The sequence below is a fragment of the Candidatus Caccoplasma merdavium genome, from assembly GCA_018715595.1.
Taxonomy (GTDB): domain Bacteria; phylum Bacteroidota; class Bacteroidia; order Bacteroidales; family UBA11471; genus Caccoplasma; species Caccoplasma merdavium.
Window position 1 is genome coordinate 24551 of sequence record DVLI01000025.1, and the last position, 25194, is coordinate 49744.

26 protein-coding genes are annotated in these 25194 nt (G+C 53.3%); 20 read left to right on the top strand and 6 right to left on the bottom strand.

The window, feature by feature from the left end; all coding sequences use genetic code 11:
- The first annotated feature begins 109 nt into the window (after window positions 1-109).
- The 5 genes from IAD09_08300 (at window position 110) to IAD09_08320 (ending at window position 7060) form a co-directional block, all read left to right on the top strand.
- Window positions 110-817 carry an SAM-dependent methyltransferase gene (locus IAD09_08300; GenBank protein HIT82219.1) on the top strand — a complete coding sequence of 236 codons (708 nt, stop codon included), beginning with the start codon at window positions 110-112 and terminating at the stop codon, window positions 815-817.
- Window positions 818-951: 134 nt separating this feature from the next.
- Entirely contained in the window at window positions 952-1794 is an 843-nt protein-coding gene (locus IAD09_08305) for an MBL fold metallo-hydrolase (protein ID HIT82220.1), read from the top strand.
- A 194-nt stretch (window positions 1795-1988) separates the two neighbouring features.
- Complete coding sequence (locus IAD09_08310; GenBank protein ID HIT82221.1) at window positions 1989-4721, top strand: TonB-dependent receptor; 2733 nt, start codon at window positions 1989-1991, stop codon at window positions 4719-4721.
- A gap of 54 nt (window positions 4722-4775) precedes the next feature.
- The gene (locus tag IAD09_08315) at window positions 4776-6086 is read left to right on the top strand and encodes a right-handed parallel beta-helix repeat-containing protein (GenBank protein ID HIT82222.1); all 1311 of its coding nucleotides are present in this window, start codon (window positions 4776-4778) and stop codon (window positions 6084-6086) included.
- Between the two features lie 26 nt (window positions 6087-6112).
- Window positions 6113-7060: a metallophosphoesterase gene (locus IAD09_08320; protein HIT82223.1), complete on the top strand. Its 948-nt coding sequence runs from the start codon at window positions 6113-6115 to the stop codon at window positions 7058-7060.
- 118 nt (window positions 7061-7178) lie between these two features.
- Here the strand turns inward: IAD09_08320 and IAD09_08325 are convergent, their stop codons facing one another.
- From IAD09_08325 to lpxK, 6 genes are all read right to left on the bottom strand, one after another.
- Entirely contained in the window at window positions 7179-7553 is a 375-nt protein-coding gene (locus IAD09_08325; GenBank protein HIT82224.1) for a TIGR03987 family protein, read from the bottom strand.
- 87 nt (window positions 7554-7640) lie between these two features.
- Window positions 7641-8717 (bottom strand): AhpC/TSA family protein, encoded by a 1077-nt coding sequence (locus tag IAD09_08330; GenBank protein ID HIT82225.1) that lies wholly within the window; start codon window positions 8715-8717, stop codon window positions 7641-7643.
- A gap of 75 nt (window positions 8718-8792) precedes the next feature.
- A complete protein-coding gene (locus IAD09_08335) occupies window positions 8793-9890 on the bottom strand; it encodes an AhpC/TSA family protein (GenBank protein ID HIT82226.1) in 1098 nt (365 codons plus the stop codon).
- Between the two features lie 11 nt (window positions 9891-9901).
- Entirely contained in the window at window positions 9902-10978 is a 1077-nt protein-coding gene (gene thiL, locus IAD09_08340; GenBank protein ID HIT82227.1) for a thiamine-phosphate kinase, read from the bottom strand.
- Window positions 10979-11006: 28 nt separating this feature from the next.
- Complete coding sequence (locus IAD09_08345; GenBank protein ID HIT82228.1) at window positions 11007-11822, bottom strand: purine-nucleoside phosphorylase; 816 nt, start codon at window positions 11820-11822, stop codon at window positions 11007-11009.
- Between the two features lie 17 nt (window positions 11823-11839).
- Window positions 11840-12970 carry a tetraacyldisaccharide 4'-kinase gene (gene lpxK, locus IAD09_08350; GenBank protein ID HIT82229.1) on the bottom strand — a complete coding sequence of 377 codons (1131 nt, stop codon included), beginning with the start codon at window positions 12968-12970 and terminating at the stop codon, window positions 11840-11842.
- A 359-nt stretch (window positions 12971-13329) separates the two neighbouring features.
- Between lpxK and IAD09_08355 the strand changes: the two genes are divergently transcribed.
- From IAD09_08355 to nuoK, 15 genes are all read left to right on the top strand, one after another.
- A complete protein-coding gene (locus IAD09_08355; GenBank protein HIT82230.1) occupies window positions 13330-13680 on the top strand; it encodes an NADH-quinone oxidoreductase subunit A in 351 nt (116 codons plus the stop codon).
- Window positions 13671-14267, top strand: coding sequence for an NADH-quinone oxidoreductase subunit B (locus IAD09_08360; protein ID HIT82231.1), 597 nt, complete (start codon window positions 13671-13673; stop codon window positions 14265-14267). Before IAD09_08355 ends, IAD09_08360 begins: the two co-directional genes overlap by 10 nt.
- A gap of 22 nt (window positions 14268-14289) precedes the next feature.
- Window positions 14290-15918 carry an NADH-quinone oxidoreductase subunit D gene (locus tag IAD09_08365; GenBank protein ID HIT82232.1) on the top strand — a complete coding sequence of 543 codons (1629 nt, stop codon included), beginning with the start codon at window positions 14290-14292 and terminating at the stop codon, window positions 15916-15918.
- 50 nt (window positions 15919-15968) lie between these two features.
- Window positions 15969-17045 carry an NADH-quinone oxidoreductase subunit NuoH gene (gene nuoH / locus IAD09_08370; GenBank protein ID HIT82233.1) on the top strand — a complete coding sequence of 359 codons (1077 nt, stop codon included), beginning with the start codon at window positions 15969-15971 and terminating at the stop codon, window positions 17043-17045.
- Between the two features lie 31 nt (window positions 17046-17076).
- Complete coding sequence (locus IAD09_08375; GenBank protein ID HIT82234.1) at window positions 17077-18585, top strand: F0F1 ATP synthase subunit beta; 1509 nt, start codon at window positions 17077-17079, stop codon at window positions 18583-18585.
- Between the two features lie 20 nt (window positions 18586-18605).
- Complete coding sequence (locus tag IAD09_08380; GenBank protein ID HIT82235.1) at window positions 18606-18839, top strand: F0F1 ATP synthase subunit epsilon; 234 nt, start codon at window positions 18606-18608, stop codon at window positions 18837-18839.
- A gap of 31 nt (window positions 18840-18870) precedes the next feature.
- On the top strand, window positions 18871-19950 hold the full coding sequence (gene atpB, locus IAD09_08385; protein HIT82236.1) for a F0F1 ATP synthase subunit A: 1080 nt from the start codon (window positions 18871-18873) through the stop codon (window positions 19948-19950).
- A 36-nt stretch (window positions 19951-19986) separates the two neighbouring features.
- A complete protein-coding gene (gene atpE, locus IAD09_08390; GenBank protein HIT82237.1) occupies window positions 19987-20244 on the top strand; it encodes an ATP synthase F0 subunit C in 258 nt (85 codons plus the stop codon).
- An 18-nt stretch (window positions 20245-20262) separates the two neighbouring features.
- The gene (gene atpF, locus IAD09_08395; protein HIT82238.1) at window positions 20263-20760 is read left to right on the top strand and encodes a F0F1 ATP synthase subunit B; all 498 of its coding nucleotides are present in this window, start codon (window positions 20263-20265) and stop codon (window positions 20758-20760) included.
- A gap of 6 nt (window positions 20761-20766) precedes the next feature.
- Entirely contained in the window at window positions 20767-21327 is a 561-nt protein-coding gene (locus IAD09_08400; GenBank protein ID HIT82239.1) for a F0F1 ATP synthase subunit delta, read from the top strand.
- Entirely contained in the window at window positions 21324-22904 is a 1581-nt protein-coding gene (locus IAD09_08405) for a F0F1 ATP synthase subunit alpha (protein HIT82240.1), read from the top strand. Before IAD09_08400 ends, IAD09_08405 begins: the two co-directional genes overlap by 4 nt.
- 6 nt (window positions 22905-22910) lie before the next feature.
- Window positions 22911-23786, top strand: a complete 876-nt coding sequence (gene atpG, locus IAD09_08410) for an ATP synthase F1 subunit gamma (GenBank protein HIT82241.1) — start codon at window positions 22911-22913, stop codon at window positions 23784-23786.
- Window positions 23787-23874: 88 nt separating this feature from the next.
- Window positions 23875-24336: a 4Fe-4S dicluster domain-containing protein gene (locus IAD09_08415; GenBank protein HIT82242.1), complete on the top strand. Its 462-nt coding sequence runs from the start codon at window positions 23875-23877 to the stop codon at window positions 24334-24336.
- A 9-nt stretch (window positions 24337-24345) separates the two neighbouring features.
- Window positions 24346-24858, top strand: coding sequence for an NADH-quinone oxidoreductase subunit J (locus tag IAD09_08420; GenBank protein HIT82243.1), 513 nt, complete (start codon window positions 24346-24348; stop codon window positions 24856-24858).
- An 8-nt stretch (window positions 24859-24866) separates the two neighbouring features.
- Complete coding sequence (gene nuoK / locus IAD09_08425; protein ID HIT82244.1) at window positions 24867-25178, top strand: NADH-quinone oxidoreductase subunit NuoK; 312 nt, start codon at window positions 24867-24869, stop codon at window positions 25176-25178.
- Window positions 25179-25194: the final 16 nt, after the last annotated feature.

Below are 25194 nucleotides of genomic sequence, written 5' to 3' on the forward strand. Positions count from 1 at the left end.
TAACTATTTTTGCCGAGAAATTTTGAAAAGAGGTGCTCTATTCGGCAGAATCGGTTCTGCATCTCCGTCTCTTTCAAGTCCGATTTCTGCAAAAACACAACCGTAAGCTATGCTCGAAGCAGCTCTATATCTCATACCCGTCACTTTGGGAGACACCCCGCATGACCGCGTCTTGCCGGCCTATAATCGCGAAGTGACGTCGGGAATACGCCATTTTGTGGTGGAGAACGTGCGTTCGGCGCGGCGTTTCTTGAAACGTTGCGACCCGGCGACCGACATCGACGCCATAACCTTTTACACCCTCGACCGCCACACGCCGCCCGAGGCGGTGGCCGGTTTTCTCGCCCCTTTGGCCCAAGGGTTGCCCGTGGGGGTGATTTCCGAGGCCGGCTGTCCTGCGGTGGCCGACCCCGGTGCCGACGTGGTGGCCGTTGCACAACGCAAAGGCTATAAGGTGGTGCCGCTGGTGGGACCCTCGTCGATACTCTTGTCGCTCATGGCGTCGGGATTCAACGGGCAGAGTTTTGCCTTCCACGGTTATCTGCCCATCGACGGTGGAGAGCGGGCCAAGGCCATGAAGCGTCTCGAACAGCGCATCTACAACGAGAACGAGACACAGATTTTCATCGAGACCCCCTATCGCAACGACAAGATGGTCGACGACTGCCTGCGCTATTGCCGTCCGCAGACGCGCCTGTGCATAGCCTTGGGCATCACCACGGCCGAGGAGTCGATACGCACACTCACACTCGCCGAGTGGGCCCGTCACAAACCCGTATTACCTAAAACGCCTTGTATATTTTTATTGTATAAGTGACGCTCTTGCTTGAAAGATTCCCGAGTGCGGTTCGCTCCGGAGGTATGAAGTAAACACCTCAGGTAAGAATTGCCTGTCGGAAAAAGAAGGGTGCCATTTTCAAGGCGTACAAGATTTGCTTTTGGAGAAGAAACATGACGATACGATTTTTGAGCCTGTCGAGCGGTAGCAGCGGAAACTGTTATTATCTGGGTACCGACACTTACGGTATTCTCATCGATGCGGGCATTTCGGCGCGGCAGATAAAGAAGTCGCTGGCGGCCAACGGCATCGCCTTCGAGTCGATTGTCGCGGTGTGCATCACCCACGACCATGCCGACCACATCAGGGGGGCGGGTTATGTGGGCGAGAAGTGCGGCATTCCCGTCTACACGACGCAGACGATTCTCAACGGCATGAACCGCTGCTATGCCATGACGCAGAAAATCTATTCCGTGGGTCGTCCCATTCTCAAAGAGAACCCGTTCACGATACGCGACTTCACCGTTACCGCCTTCGAGGTGCCTCACGACGGTACCGACAATGTCGGCTATCGCGTCGAGGTCTGCGGCCGTTGTTTTGTCTTTGCCACCGACCTGGGGTACATTCCCGACAGTGTGGCGGCCTATTTGCAACAGGCTCACTGCCTTGTGCTCGAAGCCAATTACGACAGGGAGATGTTGCAGCAGGGGCCTTATCCCTATTATTTGAAGAAGCGCATCGTTTCCCGCTCGGGACACTTGTGCAACAACGATACGGCCGAGTTTCTCGCCACCCATTACCACCCCGGGCTCGAATATGTTTTCTTGTGCCACCTTAGCCGCGAGAACAATACGCCCGAACTGGCCTGCCGCACCATCGAGGCGCGCCTCCTGCAAAGCAACATCGCCGTGGGCCGTGACGTGCAGTTGGCGCCTCTGCCGCGCAACACGGCGAGTGAACTCTATCTCTTTCCGCTTGGAAAAGAGCCGTGTTACAGGCAGATGTGCTTGTTCTGAACCGGCCGCATTATGGCGCAGTCGTTGTATTGTTCTTGTTTATAAATGGTTGTCGATTGTTTGCTGCTTTCTTTATTCCCCTTTTGTAATTGTTTCTTAACATAATTGTTACTGTTCTATAACAGGCTTGTTATTCCCTTGTAATAAGGGCCCGGTACTTTTGCGCTGTCAAAATAATTATCCAAAACGACAGTATGATCAAGGCAAAAGTTATTTTATCAATTCTCCTTGTTTTTGTGGCTTTCTCACGCATGGCTTCGGCCTATACGTTGAGCGGAGTCGTGATAGACAAACACACGGGCGATGTGCTTATCGGCGCGACGGTTGTCGTGAAAGAGAGGCCGTCGATGGGTACGGCTGCCGGTCTCGACGGGACTTTCCAGTTGAAAGACCTTCCCCAAGACATGAAAATGACCCTTGTGGCTCGTTATTTGGGATATAACGAGGGCGAGTATGTGGTTTCTCCCGAGACAGAGAATATAAGAATCGAACTCGAACCCCAAAGCCACAGCCTCAACGAGGTGGTGGTCGAGGCCAAGTATGACCGGGCGACCGACATGGGCGCCCGTTACATCGAGCGGAACGCTCCTACGGTGATGAATGTGATGAGCGCCCGCAGCATCGAGATTTCACCCGATGTGACGGTGGCCAATGTGTTGCAACGCATCTCGGGTGTGACGATGGAGCGCGAGAGCTCGGGCGAAGGCCAGTATGCCGTGTTACGCGGTATGGACAAACGCTACAACTACACGCTGGTCAATGGCGTGAAGATACCCAGCCCCGAGAACAAGGACCGTTACATCGCTCTTGATATTTTCCCCAGCGAGATGCTCGACCGTCTCGAAGTGACCAAGTCGCTCACGCCCGACATGGAAGGCGATGCCACCGGTGGTGTGGTAAACCTCATCATGAAAGAGGCTCCCTCGTCGCGACTCTTCAACATCAATGCCTCGGTGGGTTACAACTCGCTGTTTTTCAACAATCGGTTTATGACCTTCGACCGCGGCGGGGTGATGATGGCTTCGCCGCGCGAGACCTTCGGCAAGGAGTATCACGCCACACCCGCCGACTTTGAGCAGGGCACGATGAGTTACAAGCAGCGTGCCGCGCTGCCCGATGTGACGTTTGGCCTCTCGTGGGGCGACCGTTACTTCGACGACCGGCTGGGTATCGTGCTCTCGGGCAGTTTCCAGAATTTCAACCGCGGCACCGAGTCGCTCTTCTTCGAAGACAACATGCCGCAGAGCGAGTCGACGGTGCGTCTCTCGTCAATGCGGGAGCGCTTCTACTCCGAGATGAAGATGCAGTATGCCTTGCACCTGAAAAGCGATTTCCGCCTCAACAAGTACAATACTTTCTCGCTCTATGGCGTGTATGTGGGCAACAACTCAATGGGGGTGCGCGACAGCAAGATTACCGACCTCTCGCTCAACTATGCTCCCGAGAAGGGCAATTCGCTCGAAGAGTGGGAGACCCGTTCGGTTTTTGAACGGCAGAACATCGTCTCGTTCACCCTGCAAGGCGACCACCGGCTGGGTCGTGGTGTCGAGGCCGACTGGTCGCTCGTGTGGGCCAACGCCACCAACGATGCCCCCGACCGCACCTATGTCGTGCTCGAAAACGACCGCAACAACTACGTCGACAAGGTGCGTGCCGACCACATGGAGCGCCGCTGGGAGAGCAACAGCGACCGTGACCTCTCGGCAGCTGCCAACTTCGAATGGAAACACGATGAGGCTTTCGCTCCGATGTCGTTGAAGTGGGGCGGGCTCTACCGCGACAAACGCCGCACCAACGATTATGTGTCGTACCTTTTTACCCCCGACGGCCAGCAATATCAGGGGAGTGACTTCTCTGCCGTCACCGACATTGTGTGGAAGTTGCAGGCTTCGCAAGGTAGTGTGGGTCCGCTCGATTACGATGCCCATGAGCGCATCGGCGCGGCCTATCTCATGTATCGTCTCGGCGACGATGTGTGGAACGTCATTGCCGGCCTCCGCGCCGAGCACACCGACCAAGGCTACCACATGTATTACCCCAACTACAAGGACGACCCCGACGGCGGTCAGGTGTATTGGGATTTCCTGCCGTCGCTCCACCTCAAATATTCGCCCGTCGAGGCGATGAACCTGCGCCTCTCCTACTTCCGGTCGGTAAACCGTCCCGGTTTCTTCGAAGTCGTTCCCTATTCGATTATCAACGAAGACTACACTGAGTTCGGAAACAAAGACCTGAAACGGGCCCGCATCGACAATGTCGACCTGCGTTGGGAGTGGTTCCCCTCGGTTACCGACCAGGTGATGGTGGGCGTTTTCTACAAGAACATACAGGACCCTATCGAGTATGCCTATTACTCGGTCAACAACCGGCAGTTCGGTTACGGCCCGGCCAACCTGGGTAACGCCCGCAACGTGGGTGTCGAGGTCGATGTCATCAAATATTTCCGCTACATCGGCATCAAGGCCAACTACACCTACACCCATTCGCAGATTACCACCCCCAAGACACTCTATTCGCGTGAGAGCGGTTCGCTCCAACGCCTCTCGGTCGACCAGACCCGCCCGCTCGTAGGCCAGGCTCCGCATGTGGCCAACCTCTCGCTCCTTTATAAGAATGCCGAGAAAGGGTGGGACGCCCAACTCTCCTTCTCCTACACCGGTGAGAAGATGGCCGTCGTGTCGCACTATTACGAGGCCGACTACTGGGACAGTCCCGTCTTCTCACTCGATGCTTCGGTCGAGAAAAAGCTGGGTAAGTTCTCGCTTTACGCCAAGGCGACCAATCTGCTCAACACCCATTACAAACGCTACATCAAGACCACCAATGCCTATAACTACGACTTCCCGTCGCAGGGCCAGGACCGAACCCTTATTCGGGATAACTACTCCGGCATAGGATTCATGGTGGGCGTGCGCTATAAACTGTGATGACAAATCCATTTTCAAAATAGAAATTTTTCCAAAACCAATTTTTTTAAAGACATGAAACTGACAAAAATCATGGCAATGTTTTTTGCCGCAACCACTATCTTTGCAACCGCGTGCTCCGAGGAGGACAAGAACAACGACGGCATCGATTCCGGATCCAACAGCCTGCCCGGCAATGTTATCGTCTGGCCCAAAGACACCACGGTAACCCTTACCGACCACTTCCTCGTAGACGAAGGCCAGGTGCTTGTTGTCGAAGAAGGTGCGACCGTGATAGCGGCCAATACCGAGGTGAAACCCGAAATCGTCGTCCTCGGCAGCATGTACTGCCTGGGTACCGAAGAGAATCCCGTTACCTTCACCGTTGAAGCCTCGTCGAAGGGGAACCGCTTCTCCCGCAACTGGGGCGGCATCATCTGCGGATATGATTGTCCCGAACTGGTATTGCTCCATACCGTTGTCGAGTATGGAGGGGCATTGACGACCGAAAACTCGCTCTCGTTCCGCAATCAGCTCTTCAAGACAGAGACCGGCGAGGGTGTACCGGCTGTACACTTCTGCAACCCCGATGGTAAGATGTTGATTCAGAACTGTGTGTTCCGCAACAACGCCGAAGACCAGATTTACATCACCGGCGGTGAGTCGATTGTTTCCAACAACTATTTCATCTGCAACGGTGAAGAGGGTGGCGAAGCCATCAACTACAAGTCGGAGTGCAAGGCCGATATTGCCTATAACCTCATCTACGATGCCAATACCAACGGATTCAAACTCTCCAACTCGGGATTTACCAACGTACAGTCGCATCTCTATTGCTACAACAATACGATTGTGAACAGCGGCTGGCGTCGTCCCAAGAAAAAAGGTGGTTCAATATGGCTCGAAGAGGGTATCTATGCCGAGATGTACAACAACATGATTTACGACTGCCGCTGGGGTCTGAAACACGATACCGAGGCTTTTGAAGACGAGAAGTGCGTGATTACGCCCAACTACTATTTTGCCTCGACCGCCGAAGGCGTGGAACAGATGCAAGCCGATGAGAGTGAAGGTATTCTCAATGGTGCCAATGACATCATGAGCGCCACGGCCGGCGACAAAGACCCGCTCTTTGTGAACTTTACCCGCCAAAGCGACATTAACATCAATGTCGGTGCCAATGAGGCCGGCGCACCCCAAGAGTGGAACGATGCCTGGGATTTCCACCTCGCAGCAGGTTCACCGGCTCTCACCGGCGGTAACACCTCGTTTACCCGCCATTATGCCAATGGCCTGACCTTCGAGGGTCTCGAAGGTATCTATTCGCAGACGACCTTTGTTTCGCCCGCCCCCTCGGCCTTCTTCGGCGCTTTCGGAAGTAAATAACCATCATTCACTTGAAAAACCGTCTTATGAAAATCAAACATCTGTTTTATGCCCTTTTGCTGTCGGCCTGCTTTGCCGGCGCCGCTGTGGCTCAGACCTCGGTCGAAGTACCTGCCATAAGCGAAGAGGCCCACTCGTTCATCGTCGCCAATGACCTCGGCCGCAACGGCTATTACGAACAGAAACCCATTGCCGAGCTCATGGGGCAGTTGGCCGAAAATGTCGACATTGAGTTTGTCGCCGCTTTGGGTGACGTGCATCACTTTGAGGGCGTGGCTTCGGTCGACGACCCGTTGTGGCTCACCAACTACGAACTCATCTATGCACACCCCGAATTGATGATTGACTGGTATGCCATACTCGGCAACCACGAATATCGTGGTAATACCCAGGCTGTTCTCGATTACACCAAGGTGAGCCGTCGCTGGTCGACCGAGGGTCGTTACTACGCCATTGAGCAGGAAGCCGGCGACAACGAAAAGATGCTCCTTGTCTTTATCGATACCACCCCCCTCATCGACAAGTATCGCGAAGACAGTGAGAAGTATGCCGATGCCGGGAAGCAAAACATGAAAAAGCAACTCGACTGGATAGAGAAAACGCTGAAAAACAGCACGGCCAAATGGAAAATCGTGATGGGTCATCACCCGGTCTTTGCCGATACCTACAAAGACGAGTCGGAGCGCCGCGATATGCAGGAGCGCATCAAACCGCTGCTCGATGCCTACGGCGTAGACCTCTACCTGTGTGGCCATATACACAATTTCCAGCACATACGTCCTGCCGGCAGTGAGGTGCAGTATGTGGTCAATTCGTCGGGTTCGCTGGCGCGTGATGTCAAGCCCACCGAGGGGACGCTCTTTTGCAGTTCCGATGCCGGATTTTCGGTTGTCTCGGCCGACGATGATACTTTGACGTTGTATATGATAAACGCCGAAGGAAAGATTATATATAGTTTCTCGATAAAGAAATAATTACCATACTGTCGTGATAAGCGGAAAGGAATCCCCTTTCCAAAGGGAGAGGCGGCCTTGTGAAAGGTCGCCTCTCTTGGTTTCTAACGGGAACTTTGTTCCTTGTCGTTTCATGCGGCTATCTCATGCCCAAAATGATGCCGAGGACATAGGGTATGAGCCAAAAGGCCCACACGAAAACGCTGAATTTGCTGAAATTGCGTTTTGCCTTCATGCTACCTTTCCAATAGGTGAGAATGGCCCACAAGGCGTGTACCGCCATGAGAAAGAGTGCGGCGGCTCCGGTAATGCCGTGTAATACATCTTTGTTTACCGGGTCGTTCATCTCGGTCATCAGGGCTGTGCCGAAGGAGTCGGCACATAGTCCCAGCAAGAAGAAAACGATGTGCCACAGGCGTAAACGTTTTTCGATGCGTTCACCCCATGTGCCGATGGAATAAAAGACAAGGGCCAATGTCATGCTTACAATGGCTAATCCTAAAAGTGCGTTCATAATATGGGTCGAAAGAATCGCCCGAGATTGAAACCGGGCGATTCGCATTGTTAATAATGAGTGTGTTGTCGGAATTGTAGGGGGTGATTATTTGCCCAAGGCTTTTTCTACGGCTTCGTCGATGGCTTTCCCGTGCAGGTCGCGGGCGATGATGTTGCCTTCGGGTGAGAAAAGGATTACTTGCGGAATGCCGGTGAAGCCATAGATGTTGGCCGGAATGTCTTGTGCGTCGATGATTTGCGGCCAAGGCATCTGTTCTTCTTCCAGTGCTTTGAGGGTGGCTTCCCGTTTATCCCATACGGCAACACTCACAACCTCGAAGTTCTCTCCTCCATATTCTTTGTAGAGCTCTTTGATGCCGGGTATGCCGCCACGGCAGGGAGCGCACCACGATGCCCAGAAATCGACCAGGACATATTTGCCTTTGCCCACATAGTCGGAGAGCGAAACGGGGGTACCGTCGATATTGCCGTTCTCGATGGTGAAGTCGATGAAGCGGCTGCCGGGACGGTTGGCTTTCATGCCGTTATTTACGTTTACCGATTTTTGTATGACGGCACTTTCCTTGATGCTGGCGGGAACATGGCTCAGAGCCTCGTCAAATTCGTCGGTGCCTATGGCGTAACTCAGCCATTCAGAGGCGCAATAATCTCCCACGGAGGTCCCGGCATATTCCAGGGCGGCTTCTTTGTAAATCATGCGCAAGGTGTCGTTGCAAGCTGCGCTGATGCCGTCGCGTGTTTTTTCGAAGTCGGGTTTTTTGGCGTCGAGGGCAAGGATTTGGAATGTGGTCGAAAATTGCAACGAGATGTCGCGGGCCTTTATGTTGATGAGGGAATCGTTTTGCTCGGTGCCGCTGGTCTCATAAATGATGTTGAATACCGGGTTGATCGAGAGTCTTATCTCTCCCGGTTCAATGATGAGAATGGCCGATTTGCCGTCGCCATAGTTGGCCTGGGCGACGTAGCTTTTACTGATTTCACCCTCGAACAGGGCTTTCCCGTCGGTAAAGACAGTGCTGTCGACGACTTCATTGGTGAAGTAGTTGAGCAGGACGATGGGGGTGTTGTCCGCGACGTTTTCGTAGTCGACAGCGACCCGATAAGGTTTGCTGCATGCTGTGAGCAGTAGTGCCGAGGCAAAGATAAATAGAGCTTTTTTCATGATGTGATGATGTTTTTTTTGAGGAGAGGGCGGCTCTGTTTAGGGATCCATACCCTCTCGGTGTTATTCATTGGGTTACTTTTCCAGGGTGGAGGCGATGAATTGTTTCATGCTATCGCCGCGCAGGTCGCGGGCAAGAATGGTGCCGTCGGGCCCGAAGAGCATGATTTGGGGTATGCCGCTGATGCCGTAGAGGTTGGTCGGTATCTGTCCCGCGTCGATGATTTGCGGCCACGGCAACTGTTCCTCTTCGATGGCTTTGAGCGTATCGTCGCGTTTATCCCATACGGCGACACTCACGATTTCGAAGTTTTCACCGGCAAATTGCTTGTAAATCGCTTTCAGGTTGGGTGTCTCGGCACGGCACGGGCCGCACCACGATGCCCAGAAATCGACCAGCACATATTTGCCTTTGCCCACATAGTCGGAGAGGGAGACCGACGTCCCGTCGATGTTGCCGTTGATGATGGTGAAGTCTGTAAACATCGAGCCGACTTTGGTCGCATTCAATTTTTTGTTCTCATCGATGCAGCGTGCTATCATCGGGTATTTGAGGTCGTCGCTGGTGACGAGAGCCGCGGTTTTGTCAAATTCGTCGCCGCCGACCAGCATGTTGAGCCAGTTGGCCAATGCGTAGGTGGCTACGCGACTGCCCGGCATGGCTTCGACGTAATGGGCCGAGATGGTGCCGAAAGCCTCCATCATCTCTTTTTGCAGGGCAATGTCTTGTTCTTCTGTGCCGGTGCCGCTTTCGGCCAGGGCCTGATGGCGGGCAAAGAATTTTTCTTGTATTTCCTTGACGTCGGAGTAGAAACTTTGCAGGGAGTCATTTTGCGGGGTTCCCGCAACGGTCCAGTTTGGAGGGTCGATGGTGATATTTCCCCCTTCGAGAATGAAGACGGCGCTTTCGCCATATGGGGAGTCGACAAAGAGCTGGCAGAGCTTGGCGTCGTTGCATCTCCCTTTGAAGATGGCTTTGTCATTGCTTACGACGACGCTGTCCATGGGCTTTTCGGTCGTAAGGTCGATGATAAATGCCTGTTTGCCGTTGCTGGTGGCATCGCATTTGACGGTGACGGTGTACTGCGGGGTGCAGGCCGAGAAGAGCAGCAGGGCGAGTCCCCCGATGAAACCTTTGGCCGCTTGTGTCCGTAGGGAAAGAATGGTCTTCACGGGTATGGGAATTAGTTTTCGGTTTCGATGTTCTTGTTTGAGTCGGTGTTTTCGTCGGAGAGGGAGTTCCAGCCTTGTGCGCGGAGCTCTATTTCGTTGCCGTCGCGGGTAATCATGTAGAGCCCCAGCGACGGAGCGGTGATGTGTCCGATGATGTGCACGCCGGGAATGGCGGCTACGTCGTCGTGGCAGCCGAGCGGGACGGTGAAGAGGAGCTCATAGTCTTCCCCTCCGTTGAGGGCGGCGGTGACGAGGCTCATGTTGAACTCTTCGGCCATGACGGCTGTCTGGTAGTCGATGGGTATGCGCTCTTCGTAGATGCGGCAACCGGTGTGGCTCTGCCGGCAGATGTGGAGCAGCTCCGAGGAGAGCCCGTCGGAGATGTCCATCATGGCCGTGGGCACGATGTTGCGTTTGGCCAGTTCGGCGATGATGTCTTTCCGGGCTTCGGGTTTGAGTTGGCGTTCGAGAATGTACTCTTTGCCTTCGAATGCGGGGGTGAAGTCTTGTTCTCCCGCAAAGATTTTTTTTTCGCGTTCGAGCAGTTGCAGCCCCATGTAGGCGGCGCCGAGGTCTCCGCTCACGCAGATGAGGTCGTTTTCCCTGGCTCCGTTGCGGTACACGATTTTGCCCTCATCTCCTTCTCCGATGCAGGTGATGCTGATGGTGAGGCCGGTCATCGAGGCCGAGGTGTCGCCGCCGACGAGGTCGACGCCGTAGATGTCGCAGGCCAGGCGGATTCCGGCATACAACTCTTCCAGGTCTTCGACCGAGAATCGCTTGGAGATGCCCAGCGACACGGTAATCTGTCGGGGCTGGCCGTTCATGGCGTAGATGTCGGAGAAGTTGACCACGGCCGATTTGTATCCGAGGTGTTTGAGGGGGACGTAGGTGAGGTCGAAGTGTATGCCTTCGAGCAGGAGGTCGGTGGTGACCAATACGCGTTTCTTGTCGTAGTCGAGCACGGCGGCGTCGTCGCCCACGCCTTTGAGCGAGGAGCTGTTGCGCAAGGGGGCCTCTTTTGTCAGGTGGTGTATGAGACCGAACTCACCGAGTGTGGCGATGTCGGTCTGTGGCTTATGTTCCATGAGGATTCGGGTTAGGTAGTAGGATTGTTTATGCGATTTCTTCGATGAGTTGGCGCATGATGAGGGTCATGCGGGGTTGGGCTTCGGCGGCGGCTTTTTGCACCTCTTCGTGAGAGCATTTTACGATGTCGCCGAAGCCGCCGAGGTCGGTGATGACCGATATGGCGAAGACCTCCATGCCGCCGTGATGGGCGACGATGACTTCGGGCACGGTCGACATGCCCACGGCGTCGCCGCCGATGACGCGGTAGTAGCGGTATTCGGCCGGAGTCTCGAACGAGGGCCCTTGTGTGCCCACATACACGCCCTCCTGCACTTCGATGCCGTTGCGGCGGGCTATTTCCTTGGCTTTTGCGATGAGGCGGGGGGTGTAGGCTTCGCTCATGTCGGGGAAGCGCGGACCTCTCTGTTCATCGTTCTTCCCGCGCAGGGGGTTGTCGGGAAACGTGTTGATGTGGTCGGTGATAATCATGAGGTCGCCCACTTTGAAGCGGGGATTCATGCCTCCGGCGGCGTTTGACACAAAGAGCGTTTTTACGCCTAATTCCTGCATGACCCGCACCGGAAAAGTGACCTGTTGCATGGTGTACCCTTCGTAGTAGTGAAAGCGTCCCTGCATGGCAAGAATCCTGCGGTGCCCGAGGTTGCCGACGATGAGTTTGCCGCTGTGACCTTCGACGGTCGAGAGGGGGAAGTTGGGAATTTCGGCGTAGGGGAGTTCTTGTTTACAGTCGATGTGTCCGGCCAGTTCGCCCAGTCCGGTACCCAAAATGATGGCGGTGGAGGGAATTTCTCCGAATTTGGCGGCAATGTAGGCCGCCGTTTCTTTGATGGGGTCGAGCATGGTTGTGCGGTTATAGGTTATTTTTTCTTTTGAATTACATGGCGACGGAAACGGACGACAGACTCTTTGATTTGATTGTTGAATGCCGTTTCCTGTTCGAGCATGAAGTGTATGCGCAGGGGCAGGTAATAGAGGTGGCTTTTGAGCAGAGAGGGTACGCGCGGACAGTCGAGCAGCCGGGCGGCATCTTTCTCGGTGACGATGACATGCCCGCGCCCCCCGCTTTCGACCGAGGTGGCAATCCATTTCTCGATTTTGCGTAATTCTCGGGAGGTGAACTCGTGGTGGTCGCCAAAGCTCCACAACCGGGTATGCGGCGTGAACCGGCTGATGTATTCGGCAAAGAGACCGGGCGAGGCGATGCCGGCGACAAGAAGTGTTTCGCCCGGTGTGTCGCGTAATTGTTCGACGGTGACGCGGGTGGGATTTTCGGTCGGGAACACGGCTTTGAGCTCGTCATAATGCAATCCCGTGAAATAGAGGCTTTGGTAAGGGTAGAGGTTGAGGTGCTTGGCCAGCAGCCGGTAGTCGATGGGTTTGAGGGCCTCGGGGCATTTGGTGACGATGACGATGTTGGCGCGCGATTTTTCCACGACCGGCTCTCTGAGTCGACCCACGGGGAGGAGCTTGTCTTCATATATCATACGCTCGTAGCTGGTGAGGAGTATCGACGTCGAAGGGGTCACAAACCGGTGTTGGTAGGCGTCGTCGAGCAGCACGATGTCGATGCCGTGGGTTTGCTCGGTGAGTTTGCGAATGCCCCGTCGGCGATTGGCGTCGACCGCCACGGTGACGGTGGGAAATTTATGTTTGATTTGGAGCGGTTCGTCACCTACTTCGGCGGCCGTCGACGTCATGGTGACCAACTTGAAACCGCGCGTGTGCCGTTTGTATCCACGGCTGAGGACGGCTACTCGGTAGGAGGCATCGGAGAAGGTGCGTATGAGATGTTCGATGTGAGGGGTTTTCCCGGTACCGCCTACCGTGATGTTGCCCACGCTGATGACGGGAACATCGAAACTCTCCGAGGAGAGAATGTTCCAGTCGAAGAGCCGGTTGCGGAACCATACGATTACCCCGTAGAGCCATGCCAGGGGGGCGAGTAGCGGATAATATTTTATGCCGGAAGATTCCTGTCGATTGTTCATGCCGTTCTGCTTTTAGAAATACAACACGCAATGGCACGCTTTTGTGCCCGTAACTCTTAGCAAAGATAGAACATTTTTGTCAAAATGCCAACCTGTTGCGAGGGATATTCATATAAGAAGAAAAAGTCGGGCCCGAAGTGTGAATAAATCTTTTGAAAGTACAAAAAAATCAGTCTTTCCAGTCGGTTTTTGGAGAAATAATTTGTGTGGCTGCATTTTATTCTGTTACTTTGAAGCACTTTTGAGGAAAGAGGTTTTTGCCTCCCTTTTTTCGAAGCCTTGACAAAGAGGTTTCGATGTTCTTATTTTTGATTGCGAAACATTGAATAACAAAGAATTAGCTTGATATTATAGGTGAAATGAATTTATCCTTGTTAGTAGTCGTTTTCCTTACCGGCATTGTGCTGGTGACCGCAGCCCTGCTCATCGCATGGCTCATCTCACCCCGCTCGTATAACAGGCAGAAAGGAGAAGCCTATGAGTGCGGTATTCCCACACACGGAACGTCGTGGATGCAATTTAAGGTGGGATATTATCTGTTTGCCATTCTGTTTTTGATGTTCGACGTCGAGACGGTACTTCTGTTTCCGTGGGCAGTCATTGTCCGTGACTTGGGAGTCGCCGGCTTGGTGAACATTTTGTTTTTCTTGATAATCCTTGTCTTGGGTCTTGCCTATGCTTGGAAGAAAGGAGCGTTGGAATGGAAATGAAAAAACCGAAAATAAAATCGATGCAATACGAGGACTTCAAAGACAACGAGTCTCTCGAAAAAATGGTGGAGGAGCTCCGTGCCAACGGTACCAACGTGGTAGTGGGAGTCCTCGACGATGTCATCAATTGGGGCCGGTCCAATTCCCTCTGGCCGCTTACGTTCGCTACCAGCTGCTGCGGTATCGAATTCATGTCAGTGGGAGCTGCGCGCTATGACATGGCGCGATTCGGGTTCGAGGTGGCCCGTGCCAGTCCGCGTCAGGCCGACTTTATCATGGTCGCCGGCACGATAGTACATAAAATGGCCCCCGTACTCAAACGTCTCTACGACCAGATGGCCGAACCCAAATATGTGATTGCCGTCGGCGGTTGCGCCGTATCGGGCGGTCCTTTCAAAAACTCTTACCATGTGCTCAACGGGGTGGGAGAGATACTCCCCGTCGATGTGTACATACCCGGTTGCCCGCCCCGTCCCGAGGCCATGCTCTATGGTATGATGCAGTTGCAGCGCAAAGTAAAACTCGAAAAGTTCTTCGGCGGCGTGAACCGTCAGGAACAAAAACCGATAGAAGAATCCGAAGATTAACCTCCTGATAAGATTACCTTTGATGGCAAATATACAAGAAAAGATAACCGCCTTCCTTCCGGAAGTTGTTTTTGAAGAAGGCCAATATCCGACCTTTACCGTCCCGACCGGAAAAATGCCGGCTTTGGCTCGTTACCTGCATGATGACGAGGAGCTGCAATTCGACAATCTCGCCGCTCTTGTCGGCATGGATTGGGGCGAGACCCTCGGCGTGGTCTATTATCTCAACTCGGTGAAGTATAACCACTGGGTGATTCTCAAAGCCGTGGCGGCCGACCGCAAAGACCCCCTGCTCTACACGGTGAGCGATGTGTGGGCAAACGCCAATTTCGAAGAACGCGAAGTCTACGATTTCTATGGCATACGTTTTATCGGTCACCCCGACATGCGCCGTATCTTCCTGCGTGAAGACTGGAATGGTTTTCCCATGCGCAAGGACTATGACACCAGCCGCGAAAACAACCCCATACCCGAAACCAACGAAGAGTGCTCCGATACGACCGTGGCACTGGCTCTTGGTGCCGACGGGAAGGTCGAAAAGAAAGTCGTGGACATTTTTGACAAAAACGACTACATCGTCAATATCGGCCCGCAGCACCCCGCCACGCACGGCGTATTGCGTTTCCGCACTTCGCTCGAAGGAGAGATCATCAAGAAAATCGACGTGCATTGCGGCTACATACACCGCGGTATCGAGAAATTGTGGGAAGGAATGACCTACCCGCAAACGCTCCACATGACCGACCGTCTCGATTACCTCTCGGCACATCAAAACCGCCATGCCCTGTGCATGTGCATCGAAGACGCCCTGCAACTCGAAGTTCCCCAGCGCGCACAATATATCCGCACGATGATGGACGAGTTGATGCGTATCTCGTCGCACTTGCTCTTCTTCTCGACCCTCTGCATGGACCTCGGTGCCCTTACGGCCTTCTTCTATGGCTTCCGTGAACGAGAGCTTGTACTCGACATCTTCGAGGAGACCTGCGGTGCCCGCATGTCGATGAACTACAATACCATAGGCGGTGTCATGGCCGACATTCACCCCGACTTCCAACGCAAGGTCAAGGAGTTCATCAAAATCATGCCGGCCCGTCTGAAAGAGTATAATCAGGTATTTACCGGCAACGTCATAGCCCGCAACCGTATGATCGGCGTAGGACATCTCTCGCTCGAAGATGCCATACGTTACAACGCCACCGGACCCACCGGCCGTGCCTCGGGCTGGGCTTGCGACGTGCGCAAACGCACCCCTTATGCCGCATACGACAAGGTGCAATTCGACGAAGTGCTGTCGCACGAGGGCGATTCCTATGCCCGTTACAATGTGCGACTTGCCGAAATCGAGCAGTCGCTGCACATTCTCGAACAACTCGTCGATAATATCCCCGAAGGCGATTATGCCGTGAAGACCAAACCCATCATCAAAGTACCCGAAGGCCGCTACTTCAAGCAAGTCGAAGCCTCCCGCGGTGCATTCGGCATCTATCTCGAAAGCCGGGGCGACAAGACACCCTATCGCCTCAAAGTGGTATCGCCGGGCTTTGCCCTCGTGGGGGTTGTCGACCACCTCGTGCGGGGTGCGAAAATCGCCGACCTCATCACCATCGGTGGCTCGCTCGACTATGTGGTGCCCGACATCGACCGTTGAAACATACACACAGAAACCTTATTAAGTAGAACAAAATAACCTGCAACAATATGTTCGATTTCTCGATAGTAACACAATGGATTGACTCTTTCCTGAGAGAGTATATGCCCGAGTGGGGCGCCCTCTTGATTGAATTTGTCTTGATTGGAGTCGCCCTCCTGTTGCTATATGCACTTATCGCTTTGGCATTGATTTACGGCGAACGTAAAATCTGTGCCTTCTTCCAATGCCGTCTCGGCCCCAACCGTGTAGGCCCTTATGGAATATTCCAAAGTGTCGCCGATATGGTCAAAATCCTCATCAAGGAGCTTATTACCATCAAGCGTAGTGACCGGTTCCTTTTCAATCTGGCCCCCTATTTGGTGATACTTGCTTCGATGCTCACCTTCGGGTGCATGCCTTTCGGTCGTGGATTGCAAGTGCTCGACTTCAATATCGGCGTATTCTTCATCATGGCCGTCTCTTCGATAGGTGTGTTGGGAATCCTGTTGGCCGGCTGGTCGAGTAACAACAAGTTCACCCTCATCGGTGCCATGCGAAGCGGCGCCCAGATGGTAAGTTATGAGCTTTCCATCGGCCTCTCGATGCTTTCGGTCGTGGTGTTTGCCGGTACGATGCAGACCTCGCAACTCATCGAGTTGCAAAGCCGTGGCTGGTTTATCTTCACCGGTCACATACCCATGCTCATAGCCTTCATCATCTACCTCATCGCCGGAACGGCCGAGACCAATCGCGGCCCGTTTGACCTTCCCGAGGCAGAGTCGGAGCTCACCGCCGGTTATCACACCGAGTATTCGGGAATCCACTTCGGATTCTACTATTTGGCCGAGTACCTCAATATGTTTATCGTCTCGGGTATTGCCAGCCTGCTCTTCCTGGGCGGTTGGATGCCCTTGCACATCGGAGGCTGGGACGCATTCAACCAGGTCATGGATTATATCCCCTCGATTATCTGGTTCTTTGGCAAGACCGCCGTGGTGATGTTTATCATCATGTGGTTCAAGTGGACGTTCCCCCGTCTGCGTATCGACCAGTTGTTGAGCCTCGAATGGAAATATCTGGTACCCATAGGATTTGTCAACCTCCTGCTCGTGGTGCTGATAACCATCTTTGGCATACACTTCTAAGAAAAAATACATAATGCAATAAAATAGCCATATGAAAGACAATATCGGATACATTTCACAAGTCATCGGCCCTGTTGTCGATGCTACTTTCGACGGCGAAGGCGCACAATTACCCCCCATTTACAATGCGCTGAAAATACAACGTCCCGATGGGTCTGACCTGATTGTTGAGGTCGAGCAGCACATCGGTGAACACTCTGTCCGCTGCGTTGCCATGGACACTACCGACGGCCTCACCCGGGGCATGAAAGTGGTCGACTTGCAGCGTCCCTTGGCTATGCCTACCGGCAATCAGGTCAAAGGCCGACTCATGAATGTCATGGGCAATGCCATCGACCACCTCTCACCCCTCGATTACAAAGATGTGGCACCCATTCACCGTGCGGCTCCGCGTTTCGAAGACCTCTCCATCAATACCGAGATGCTCTATACCGGTATCAAGGTCATCGACTTGCTCGAACCCTATTCCAAAGGTGGTAAAATCGGTCTTTTCGGTGGTGCCGGTGTGGGCAAGACGGTGCTCATCATGGAGATGATTCACAACATAGCCAAAGGGCACAACGGATTTACCGTCTTTGCCGGTGTGGGTGAGCGTACCCGTGAAGGCAACGACCTGTTGCGTGAAATGATCGAATCGGGTGTCATCAACTATGGCGACGAATTTAAAAAGGATATGGAAGAGGGGCATTGGAACCTCTCCAAAGTCGATATGGAGAAACTCTCGAATTCTCATGCCACGCTGGTCTTCGGCCAAATGAACGAGCCGCCGGGAGCCCGTCTGCGTGTAGCCCTTTCGGGTCTTACCGTCGCAGAAAACTTCCGTGACTCGGGCGATGGCGGAAAAGAGATTCTTTTCTTCATCGACAACATTTTCCGTTTCACCCAGGCCGGTTCGGAAGTGTCGGCCTTGTTGGGACGTATGCCTTCGGCCGTGGGTTACCAGCCGACCTTGGCTTCGGAGATGGGCGCCTTGCAGGAACGTATCACCTCGACCAAGTACGGTTCGATTACCTCGGTACAAGCCATTTATGTGCCGGCCGACGACTTGACCGACCCGGCTCCCGCCACCACGTTCAGCTTCCTCGATGCCACCACGGTGCTCAGCCGTAAGATTGCCGAGCTGGGTATCTACCCTGCCGTCGACCCCCTCGAATCGACTTCGCGTATCCTCGACCCGCTCATCATCGGAGAGGACCACTACAATACCGCACAAGCCGTGAAACAGCTGTTGCAACACTACAACGAGTTGCAGGACATCATCGCCATCATGGGTGTCGATGAGCTCTCCGACGAAGACAAGTTGGTTGTGGCACGCGCCCGTCGCGCGCAACGCTTCCTCTCGCAGCCGTTCCACGTTGCCGAGCAGTTTACCGGCCTGCCCGGCGTGATGGTTCCTCTTGAAGAGACCATTCGCGGTTTCAAGATGATTCTCAATGGCGAGATGGACAAGTATCCCGAGCAGGCTTTCCTCAACGTGGGTACCATCGACGAAGCCATCGCCAAAGGCGAAAAAATGCTGCAACAAGTACAAGGTAATTAATTTGTTAAAACGTCTGCACCATGACACTCGAGATTATTTCCCCCACCGGAATCCTTTTCCAAGGCGAAGCAACTCGCGTTACCTTGCCGGGGACTGTCGGTTCTTTCACCGTGTTGCAAGACCATGCTTCTCTGCTCTCGACCCTCAAAGCCGGAGAGTTGGAGTATGAAAGCGACGGTGAAGTAAAAACCTTGACGGTTGAAGGCGGATTTGTAGACGTAAACAACAACCGTGTTGTTGTGTGCCTCAAATAAGCCGAAGCTTACGATAAAAAACCAACCAGAGATGAAAAAATATATGTTCCATCGTATCGCCTTGCTCCTTGCCTTGGCTTTTGCCATCGCCCCCGTGGCCAACGCGGCCGAGGAAGGGGAAGAGCAGGCTTTCGACGCCAAAGAGATCATATTCGAGCATGTGCTCGATAATTACGGTTGGGAAGTGCCATTCTCTCACAGCACTCGCATACCGTTGCCCGTCATCGTGCGCGACAAGGACGGAAATTGGAGCGTGTTCGGCTCTCACCGCGTCATGCACGGGGAGACTTATGAGGGCTATTACGTTGCCTCCGACGGCGATTTCAAGGGAAAGGTCGTGACTCGCGATGAGGCGGGAAACGAATATCGCCCGTTCGACATCTCGATTACCAAGAACGTGGCGGCACTTTTTATCACGGCCTTGCTGTTGTGTGTCTGCTTCATACCCATGGCGCGCTGGTACCGTCGTCACCCCAACGGGGCACCCCGCAAGTGGTTCGGGTTTATGGAACTGGTTTTTGACATGCTCTACAACGACCTCATAAAGCCGGTGCTTGGAGCCGATTCTCGTCGGTATGCTCCCTATCTGCTGACGGTATTCTTCTTCATCTTCTTCATGAATATTCTCGGCCTGATGGTGATTTTCCCGGCCGGAGCCAACCTCACGGGCAATATTTCCATCACGATGGTTTTGGCCTTGTGCACATTCTTGGTTGTGAACCTGACCGGGACCAAGCATTATTGGAAAGACCTTTTCTGGCCCGAGGTACCCATGTGGATGAAGTGTCCCGTGCCGTTGATGCCCATCATCGAAATCTTCGGAGCCTTCACCAAACCGGTGGCTCTCATGATACGTCTCTTTGCCAATATGCTGGGCGGTCACCTCATCGTGTTGGTACTCATCTCGCTGATATTCATCTTCGGCTCCATGGGCGCGGCTGTGCTCACGGGAACGACAGTTATCTCGGTCTTCTTCTCGCTGTTCATGATGCTGCTCGATGTGCTTATCAGTTTCATTCAAGCCTATGTGTTCACCATCCTCTCCACCATATTCATCAGCTTGGCCCGCGTGAAGGGAGAGTCGTCACACGAATCACCCGTGAAAGAATAAAGAAAAAAATAGTATAACCCCTTAAAATGTAAAGTTATGTTAGCAATGATTTTGTTACAAGCCGCTGCCTCAGCCGCAGCATTTGCAAAAGTAGGTGCCTGCCTTGGCGCCGGTCTCGCCGCTATTGGCGCCGGTCTTGGTATTGGAAAAATCGGTGCGTCGGCCATGGAATCTATCGCTCGCCAACCTGAGTCATCGAATGATATCCGTGCCAACATGATTGTGATTGCAGCCCTCGTCGAAGGTGTTGCCCTCTTCGCTATCATTGTTTGTTTGCTGGCAATCTTCTTATAATACAAAAAAATAGACACCATGGAACTGTTTACTCCCGAATTCGGATTGGTATTCTGGATGTTCCTTGTGTTTGTCATTCTCTTTGTGATATTGGCAAAATATGCATGGCCTGCCATCATGAACAGCGTCGACGCTCGAGCCGACCTCATCGATAAAGGCGTAGCCTATGCGCAGGAAGCCAAAAGCCAGCTCGAACATGCGACCGAAAATGCCCAGGTTCTTATCGGGGAAGCCCAGCAGAAACAACTCGAAATCTTGCGGGAAGCTGCCCAAATGAAGAGCCAAATCATCGAGGAAGCCCGCCAGGCAGCGACCGTCGAAGCCAAGAAAATCATCGATGCCGCCAATGTGTCGATAGAATTGGCCCGCAAGGAGTCGGAACGGCAATTCCGTCAGCAAGTCAGTGACTTCGCTTTGCAGATAGCCGAGAAGCTGATGCGGAAAGAACTGGCCGGAGACAAACAACAAGCTGAGTTGGTCGACAAACTATTAAGTGATATCGAGAATAAAAACTAATACAATATGAACGAAGGACTTATTGCCCGCCGATATGCCAAGGCTTTGCTCAAATATGCGCAAGAGAAGGACAAGACCCTTCCCGTATATGAAGCCGCTCGGCAAGTAGAAGCGAGTTTCATCGCCCGTCCCGATTTGCAGGAAGCGCTGCTCAACCCGGTGCTCAGTGCAGGCGAGAAAGAGGCGTTAATGCTCTCTGCTGCCGGTGTCGATGCCGCTTCTTCGGAAGAATACCTTCGTTTTGCACGTCTGCTTCTGCATGAGCGTCGCGAAGACCATCTGCGCCAAATCATGCTCATGTACCAAAAGATTTATCGCGACGTGAACCATATTGTCAGAGCCCAAATCATAACGGCTGCCCCTCTCGACAAGAAGATTCTTTCTCGCATCGAAGCCATCATCGAGCAACACTGCCCCAGTGCCCGCTTGGAGTTTGAACACATGGTCGACCCCGGAATCATCGGCGGTTTTGTGTTGAACGTCGGCGGTGAGCAGCTCGACGCTTCCCTCGAAAAAGAACTGAAACAATTGCGGTTAAAATTAATAAACAGCAAAACACGATTATGATTAAACCAAGTGAGATTTCAGATATATTGAAACAGCAACTCGAAGAGGTCGACTCGAAGGTCTCTTTCGAAGAAGTCGGTACCGTGCTTGACGTCGGCGACGGTGTTGCCCACGTTTTCGGTCTCGACAACGTCAGTTCGAGTGAGCTCGTCGAGTTTGAAAACGGTGTGCGCGGTGTGGCCATGAACCTCGAAGAGAGCAACGTCGGTGTCATCTTGATGGGTGCCGACAGCAATACCGTAAAAGAGAACATGACCGTGCGTCGCACCGGCAAGATAGCCTCTATTCCCGTAGGCGATGGCTTGATAGGTCGTGTTATCAATACCCTGGGTGACCCTATCGACGGTGCCGGCCCCATTACCGGTGAAACCCTCACGTTGCCCCTCGACCGGAAAGCTCCCGGTGTGATTTTCCGTCAGCCCGTGAACCAGCCGTTGCAGACCGGTATCAAGGCTGTCGACGCCATGGTGCCCATCGGACGCGGACAGCGCGAGTTGATTATCGGTGACCGCCAGATCGGCAAGACATCGATTGCCATCGATACCATTATCAACCAACGTAAAAATTTTCTCGCCGGAGACCCTGTATACTGCATCTATGTCGCCATCGGACAGAAAGCCTCTTCGGTAGCCACCTTGGTCAACACCCTGCGTGAACACGGTGCCATGGACTATACCATCGTGCTGGCTGCCAATGCCTCCGACTCGGCGTCGATGCGCTATTATGCTCCCTTTGCCGGAGCCACCATCGGTGAGTATTTCCGCGACAGCGGCCGTCATGCCCTTGTCGTGTATGACGACCTCTCGAAACAGGCCGTGGCCTACCGTGAAATTTCGCTTATCTTGCGCCGACCCTCAGGACGTGAGGCTTACCCCGGAGATATTTTCTACCTCCACTCGCGTCTATTGGAGAGAGCCGCCAAGATTATTGCCAATGATGCGGTTGCCGCTACGATGAACGACCTGCCCGAAGCGCTGAAACCTATTGTCAAAGGTGGCGGTTCGCTCACGGCACTTCCCATCATCGAAACCCAGGCCGGTGACGTTTCGGCCTATATCCCGACCAACGTCATCTCCATTACCGACGGTCAGATATTCCTCGAAACGGGCCTCTTCAACCAAGGTATGCGTCCCGCCATCAACGTCGGTATCTCGGTATCGCGTGTCGGTGGCAACGCCCAAGTCAAAGCCATGAAGAAGGTGGCCGGTACCTTGAAAATCGACCAGGCCCAATATCGTGAGCTCGAAGCCTTCACCAAGTTCGGCGGTGACCTCGACCCCGTAACCGCCATGGTTATCGACAAAGGCCGCAAGAACAGCATGTTGCTGGTGCAACCCCAGTACACGCCCATGCCTGTCGAGGAAGAAATCGCCGTTGTCTATTGCGGTACCCGCGGCCTGTTGGCCGATGTGCCCGTAGAAAATGTGGCTGAGTTTGAGAAATATTTCCTCGAAATATTACGCGGTCGTCACGAGCAAGACGTTCTTACCCCGTTGCGTGAAGGAAAACTTACCCCCGAGGTCGAGACCATCTTGAAAGAAACAGCCCAAGAAGTAGTGAAACGCTTTAAGAAATAATCTGCTATGTCGACAATGCGCGAGTTGAAGGGAAGAATCGGCTCGGTAGAGTCTTCCCAGAAAATCACCGGTGCCATGAAGATGATTTCATCGGCAAAGTTGCGTAAAGCCGAGCAGGCTTTGCGTGGCATGGCACCCTACCGGGAACAGTTGCAGTTGACCATCAACAATCTTCTCGAAGCCGACCGCGACTACGAGTCGCCCCTGACACAACAACGTCCTGTGCACCGGGTGGCCATCGTCCTGCTGGCTTCCGACGAGGGATTGTGCGGCGCTTACAACTCCAATCTCTACAAAGCCCTGCTTGCCCGCATCACCGAGTTGCATGCCGAGTTTTCCAGACAACTTGCCATCGACGTCTATCCCGCCGGGAAAAAAGTCGTTTCGGCCGTGAACCGCACGGTCGGGATAACCTCTTGCCGGCGAGATGGCTTCCACGCCAAAAGCACGCCCGATGAGTTGAAACAGTTCATCGGCGAGATGACCCGAGCGTTTCTCGATGGGACCTATGACCGCGTAGAGTGCATCTATACCCACTATAAGAGCATGGCCTCTCAAATCGTCAAGACGCGTACCCTGTTGCCTGTCAGTATCGAGGCCACGTCTGTTGCCAAAGCTCCCGCCCGGGTTACCCCCTATATCTATGAGCCGGGCAGTGCCGCCATTTTCGAGACGGTGTTGCCCCTCTTTGTCAATGCTTCGTTTATCGAAGCCTGCCTGCAAAGCCGCACGTCGGAGCAGGGCGCCCGCATCATTGCCATGCAGACCGCCAGTGACAATGCCGGCAAGTTGCTCGATGAGTTACGCATCGAATACAACAAGTTGCGCCAGCAAGGCATTACAAACGAACTGCTCGACATCGTCGGCGGTTCGGTCAGATAAAACCAGACAACCAAACAAAAAGTACCGGGTTCCGGCCTGGTACTTTTATATGTAAAAACGAAAAAAAGAAAGAGCTACATTACCATTTATGGAAAGTTTAAAAAATTACTTTGTCAATTTCTGGAAAGGACTGTGGAGTCTTCTCGTGGGAATGAAAGTAACAGGCACCGAGTTTGTTACGCCGAAAGTGACCGAGCAATATCCCGAGAATCGTGAGACGTTGCATATTGCCGACCGTTTCAGAGCCACTCTTACGCTCAAATTCGACGCCGAAGGTCAACACAAATGTATCGCGTGCGGTATTTGTCAGATGAACTGCCCCAACCACACCATACAGGTCATCTCCAAGAAAGTCGAGACCGAAGACGGGAAATCCAAACGGGTGCTCGACGACTATATCTATGACCTGGGCAGTTGCGTCTTCTGCCAGCTGTGCGTAAATACCTGTCCGCATGACGCGCTCGAATTTACCAACGAGTTCGAACAAGCCGTCTTCGACCGCACCAAACTGGTAAAGCATCTCAACCGTAAACCTGAAAATTCAAAATAACATTTCGATATGGAACAAGTAGCCAATCAAGTCATATTCTTCCTGCTCTCGGCAGTCATTGTCGTGTGCTCGATTATGGCCGTGACCAGCCGTCGCATCTTGCGTGCAGCCACCTATCTGCTCTTTGTGCTCTTTGCAACGGCCGGGTATTATTTTCAACTCGATTACCATTTCTTGGGAGCCGTGCAGGTGACCATCTACGCCGGAGGTATCTTGGTGCTCTTCGTCTTTGCCATCTTGCTCACCAGCAAGTTGGGGGAGAAAAGCGACCGCATCTCTTCCCGCAAGCGCGGCTGGGGGCTCTTTGCCGCCATTCTCGGTGCCTGCATCTGCGGATATACCCTCCTCACTCACGATTTCTTCCCCTCTCAGTTCGCCGCCGGTGGTGAGCTCGATATGAAGACGGTGGGACATGCGCTCATGGGTATGGATAAATATCAATATCTTTTGCCCTTTGAAGCCATCAGTGTGCTGTTACTCGCTTGTATAATCGGAGGCATCATGATTGCCCGTAAAAGATAAGAAAGACTATGGAAATACCCATGATTTACTATGTTGTGGTGAGTACCATCATGTTCTTTGCCGGAGTCTACGGCTTTGTGACCCGTCATAACCTGCTGGCTATTCTCATATCGCTCGAACTGATGCTCAACGCGGTCGACATCAACTTTGTCGTCTTCAACCGCTATCTCTTCCCCGGTCAGCTCGAAGGTTTCTTCTTCACCCTCTTTGCCGTGGCCATAGCCGCTGCCGAGACCGCGATTGCCATTGCCATCATCATCAACATCTATCGGAATATCCGTAACATCAATGTCGATAACGTCGACAAAATGAAATATTGAGAAACTATCGCTACTG

Bases quoted from the DNA above. Each gene is read 5' to 3' on its own strand.
- IAD09_08300 (HIT82219.1), top strand. From the start codon at position 110: ATGCTCGAAGCAGCTCTATATCTCATACCCGTCACTTTGGGAGACACC.
- IAD09_08305 (HIT82220.1), top strand. From the start codon at position 952: ATGACGATACGATTTTTGAGCCTGTCGAGCGGTAGCAGCGGAAACTGT.
- IAD09_08310 (HIT82221.1), top strand. From the start codon at position 1,989: ATGATCAAGGCAAAAGTTATTTTATCAATTCTCCTTGTTTTTGTGGCT.
- IAD09_08315 (HIT82222.1), top strand. From the start codon at position 4,776: ATGAAACTGACAAAAATCATGGCAATGTTTTTTGCCGCAACCACTATC.
- IAD09_08320 (HIT82223.1), top strand. From the start codon at position 6,113: ATGAAAATCAAACATCTGTTTTATGCCCTTTTGCTGTCGGCCTGCTTT.
- IAD09_08325 (HIT82224.1), bottom strand. From the start codon at position 7,553: ATGAACGCACTTTTAGGATTAGCCATTGTAAGCATGACATTGGCCCTT.
- IAD09_08330 (HIT82225.1), bottom strand. From the start codon at position 8,717: ATGAAAAAAGCTCTATTTATCTTTGCCTCGGCACTACTGCTCACAGCA.
- thiL (HIT82227.1), bottom strand. From the start codon at position 10,978: ATGGAACATAAGCCACAGACCGACATCGCCACACTCGGTGAGTTCGGT.
- IAD09_08345 (HIT82228.1), bottom strand. From the start codon at position 11,822: ATGCTCGACCCCATCAAAGAAACGGCGGCCTACATTGCCGCCAAATTC.
- lpxK (HIT82229.1), bottom strand. From the start codon at position 12,970: ATGAACAATCGACAGGAATCTTCCGGCATAAAATATTATCCGCTACTC.
- IAD09_08355 (HIT82230.1), top strand. From the start codon at position 13,330: ATGAATTTATCCTTGTTAGTAGTCGTTTTCCTTACCGGCATTGTGCTG.
- IAD09_08360 (HIT82231.1), top strand. From the start codon at position 13,671: ATGGAAATGAAAAAACCGAAAATAAAATCGATGCAATACGAGGACTTC.
- IAD09_08365 (HIT82232.1), top strand. From the start codon at position 14,290: ATGGCAAATATACAAGAAAAGATAACCGCCTTCCTTCCGGAAGTTGTT.
- nuoH (HIT82233.1), top strand. From the start codon at position 15,969: ATGTTCGATTTCTCGATAGTAACACAATGGATTGACTCTTTCCTGAGA.
- IAD09_08375 (HIT82234.1), top strand. From the start codon at position 17,077: ATGAAAGACAATATCGGATACATTTCACAAGTCATCGGCCCTGTTGTC.
- IAD09_08380 (HIT82235.1), top strand. From the start codon at position 18,606: ATGACACTCGAGATTATTTCCCCCACCGGAATCCTTTTCCAAGGCGAA.
- atpB (HIT82236.1), top strand. From the start codon at position 18,871: ATGAAAAAATATATGTTCCATCGTATCGCCTTGCTCCTTGCCTTGGCT.
- atpE (HIT82237.1), top strand. From the start codon at position 19,987: ATGTTAGCAATGATTTTGTTACAAGCCGCTGCCTCAGCCGCAGCATTT.
- atpF (HIT82238.1), top strand. From the start codon at position 20,263: ATGGAACTGTTTACTCCCGAATTCGGATTGGTATTCTGGATGTTCCTT.
- IAD09_08400 (HIT82239.1), top strand. From the start codon at position 20,767: ATGAACGAAGGACTTATTGCCCGCCGATATGCCAAGGCTTTGCTCAAA.
- IAD09_08405 (HIT82240.1), top strand. From the start codon at position 21,324: ATGATTAAACCAAGTGAGATTTCAGATATATTGAAACAGCAACTCGAA.
- atpG (HIT82241.1), top strand. From the start codon at position 22,911: ATGTCGACAATGCGCGAGTTGAAGGGAAGAATCGGCTCGGTAGAGTCT.
- IAD09_08415 (HIT82242.1), top strand. From the start codon at position 23,875: ATGGAAAGTTTAAAAAATTACTTTGTCAATTTCTGGAAAGGACTGTGG.
- IAD09_08420 (HIT82243.1), top strand. From the start codon at position 24,346: ATGGAACAAGTAGCCAATCAAGTCATATTCTTCCTGCTCTCGGCAGTC.
- nuoK (HIT82244.1), top strand. From the start codon at position 24,867: ATGGAAATACCCATGATTTACTATGTTGTGGTGAGTACCATCATGTTC.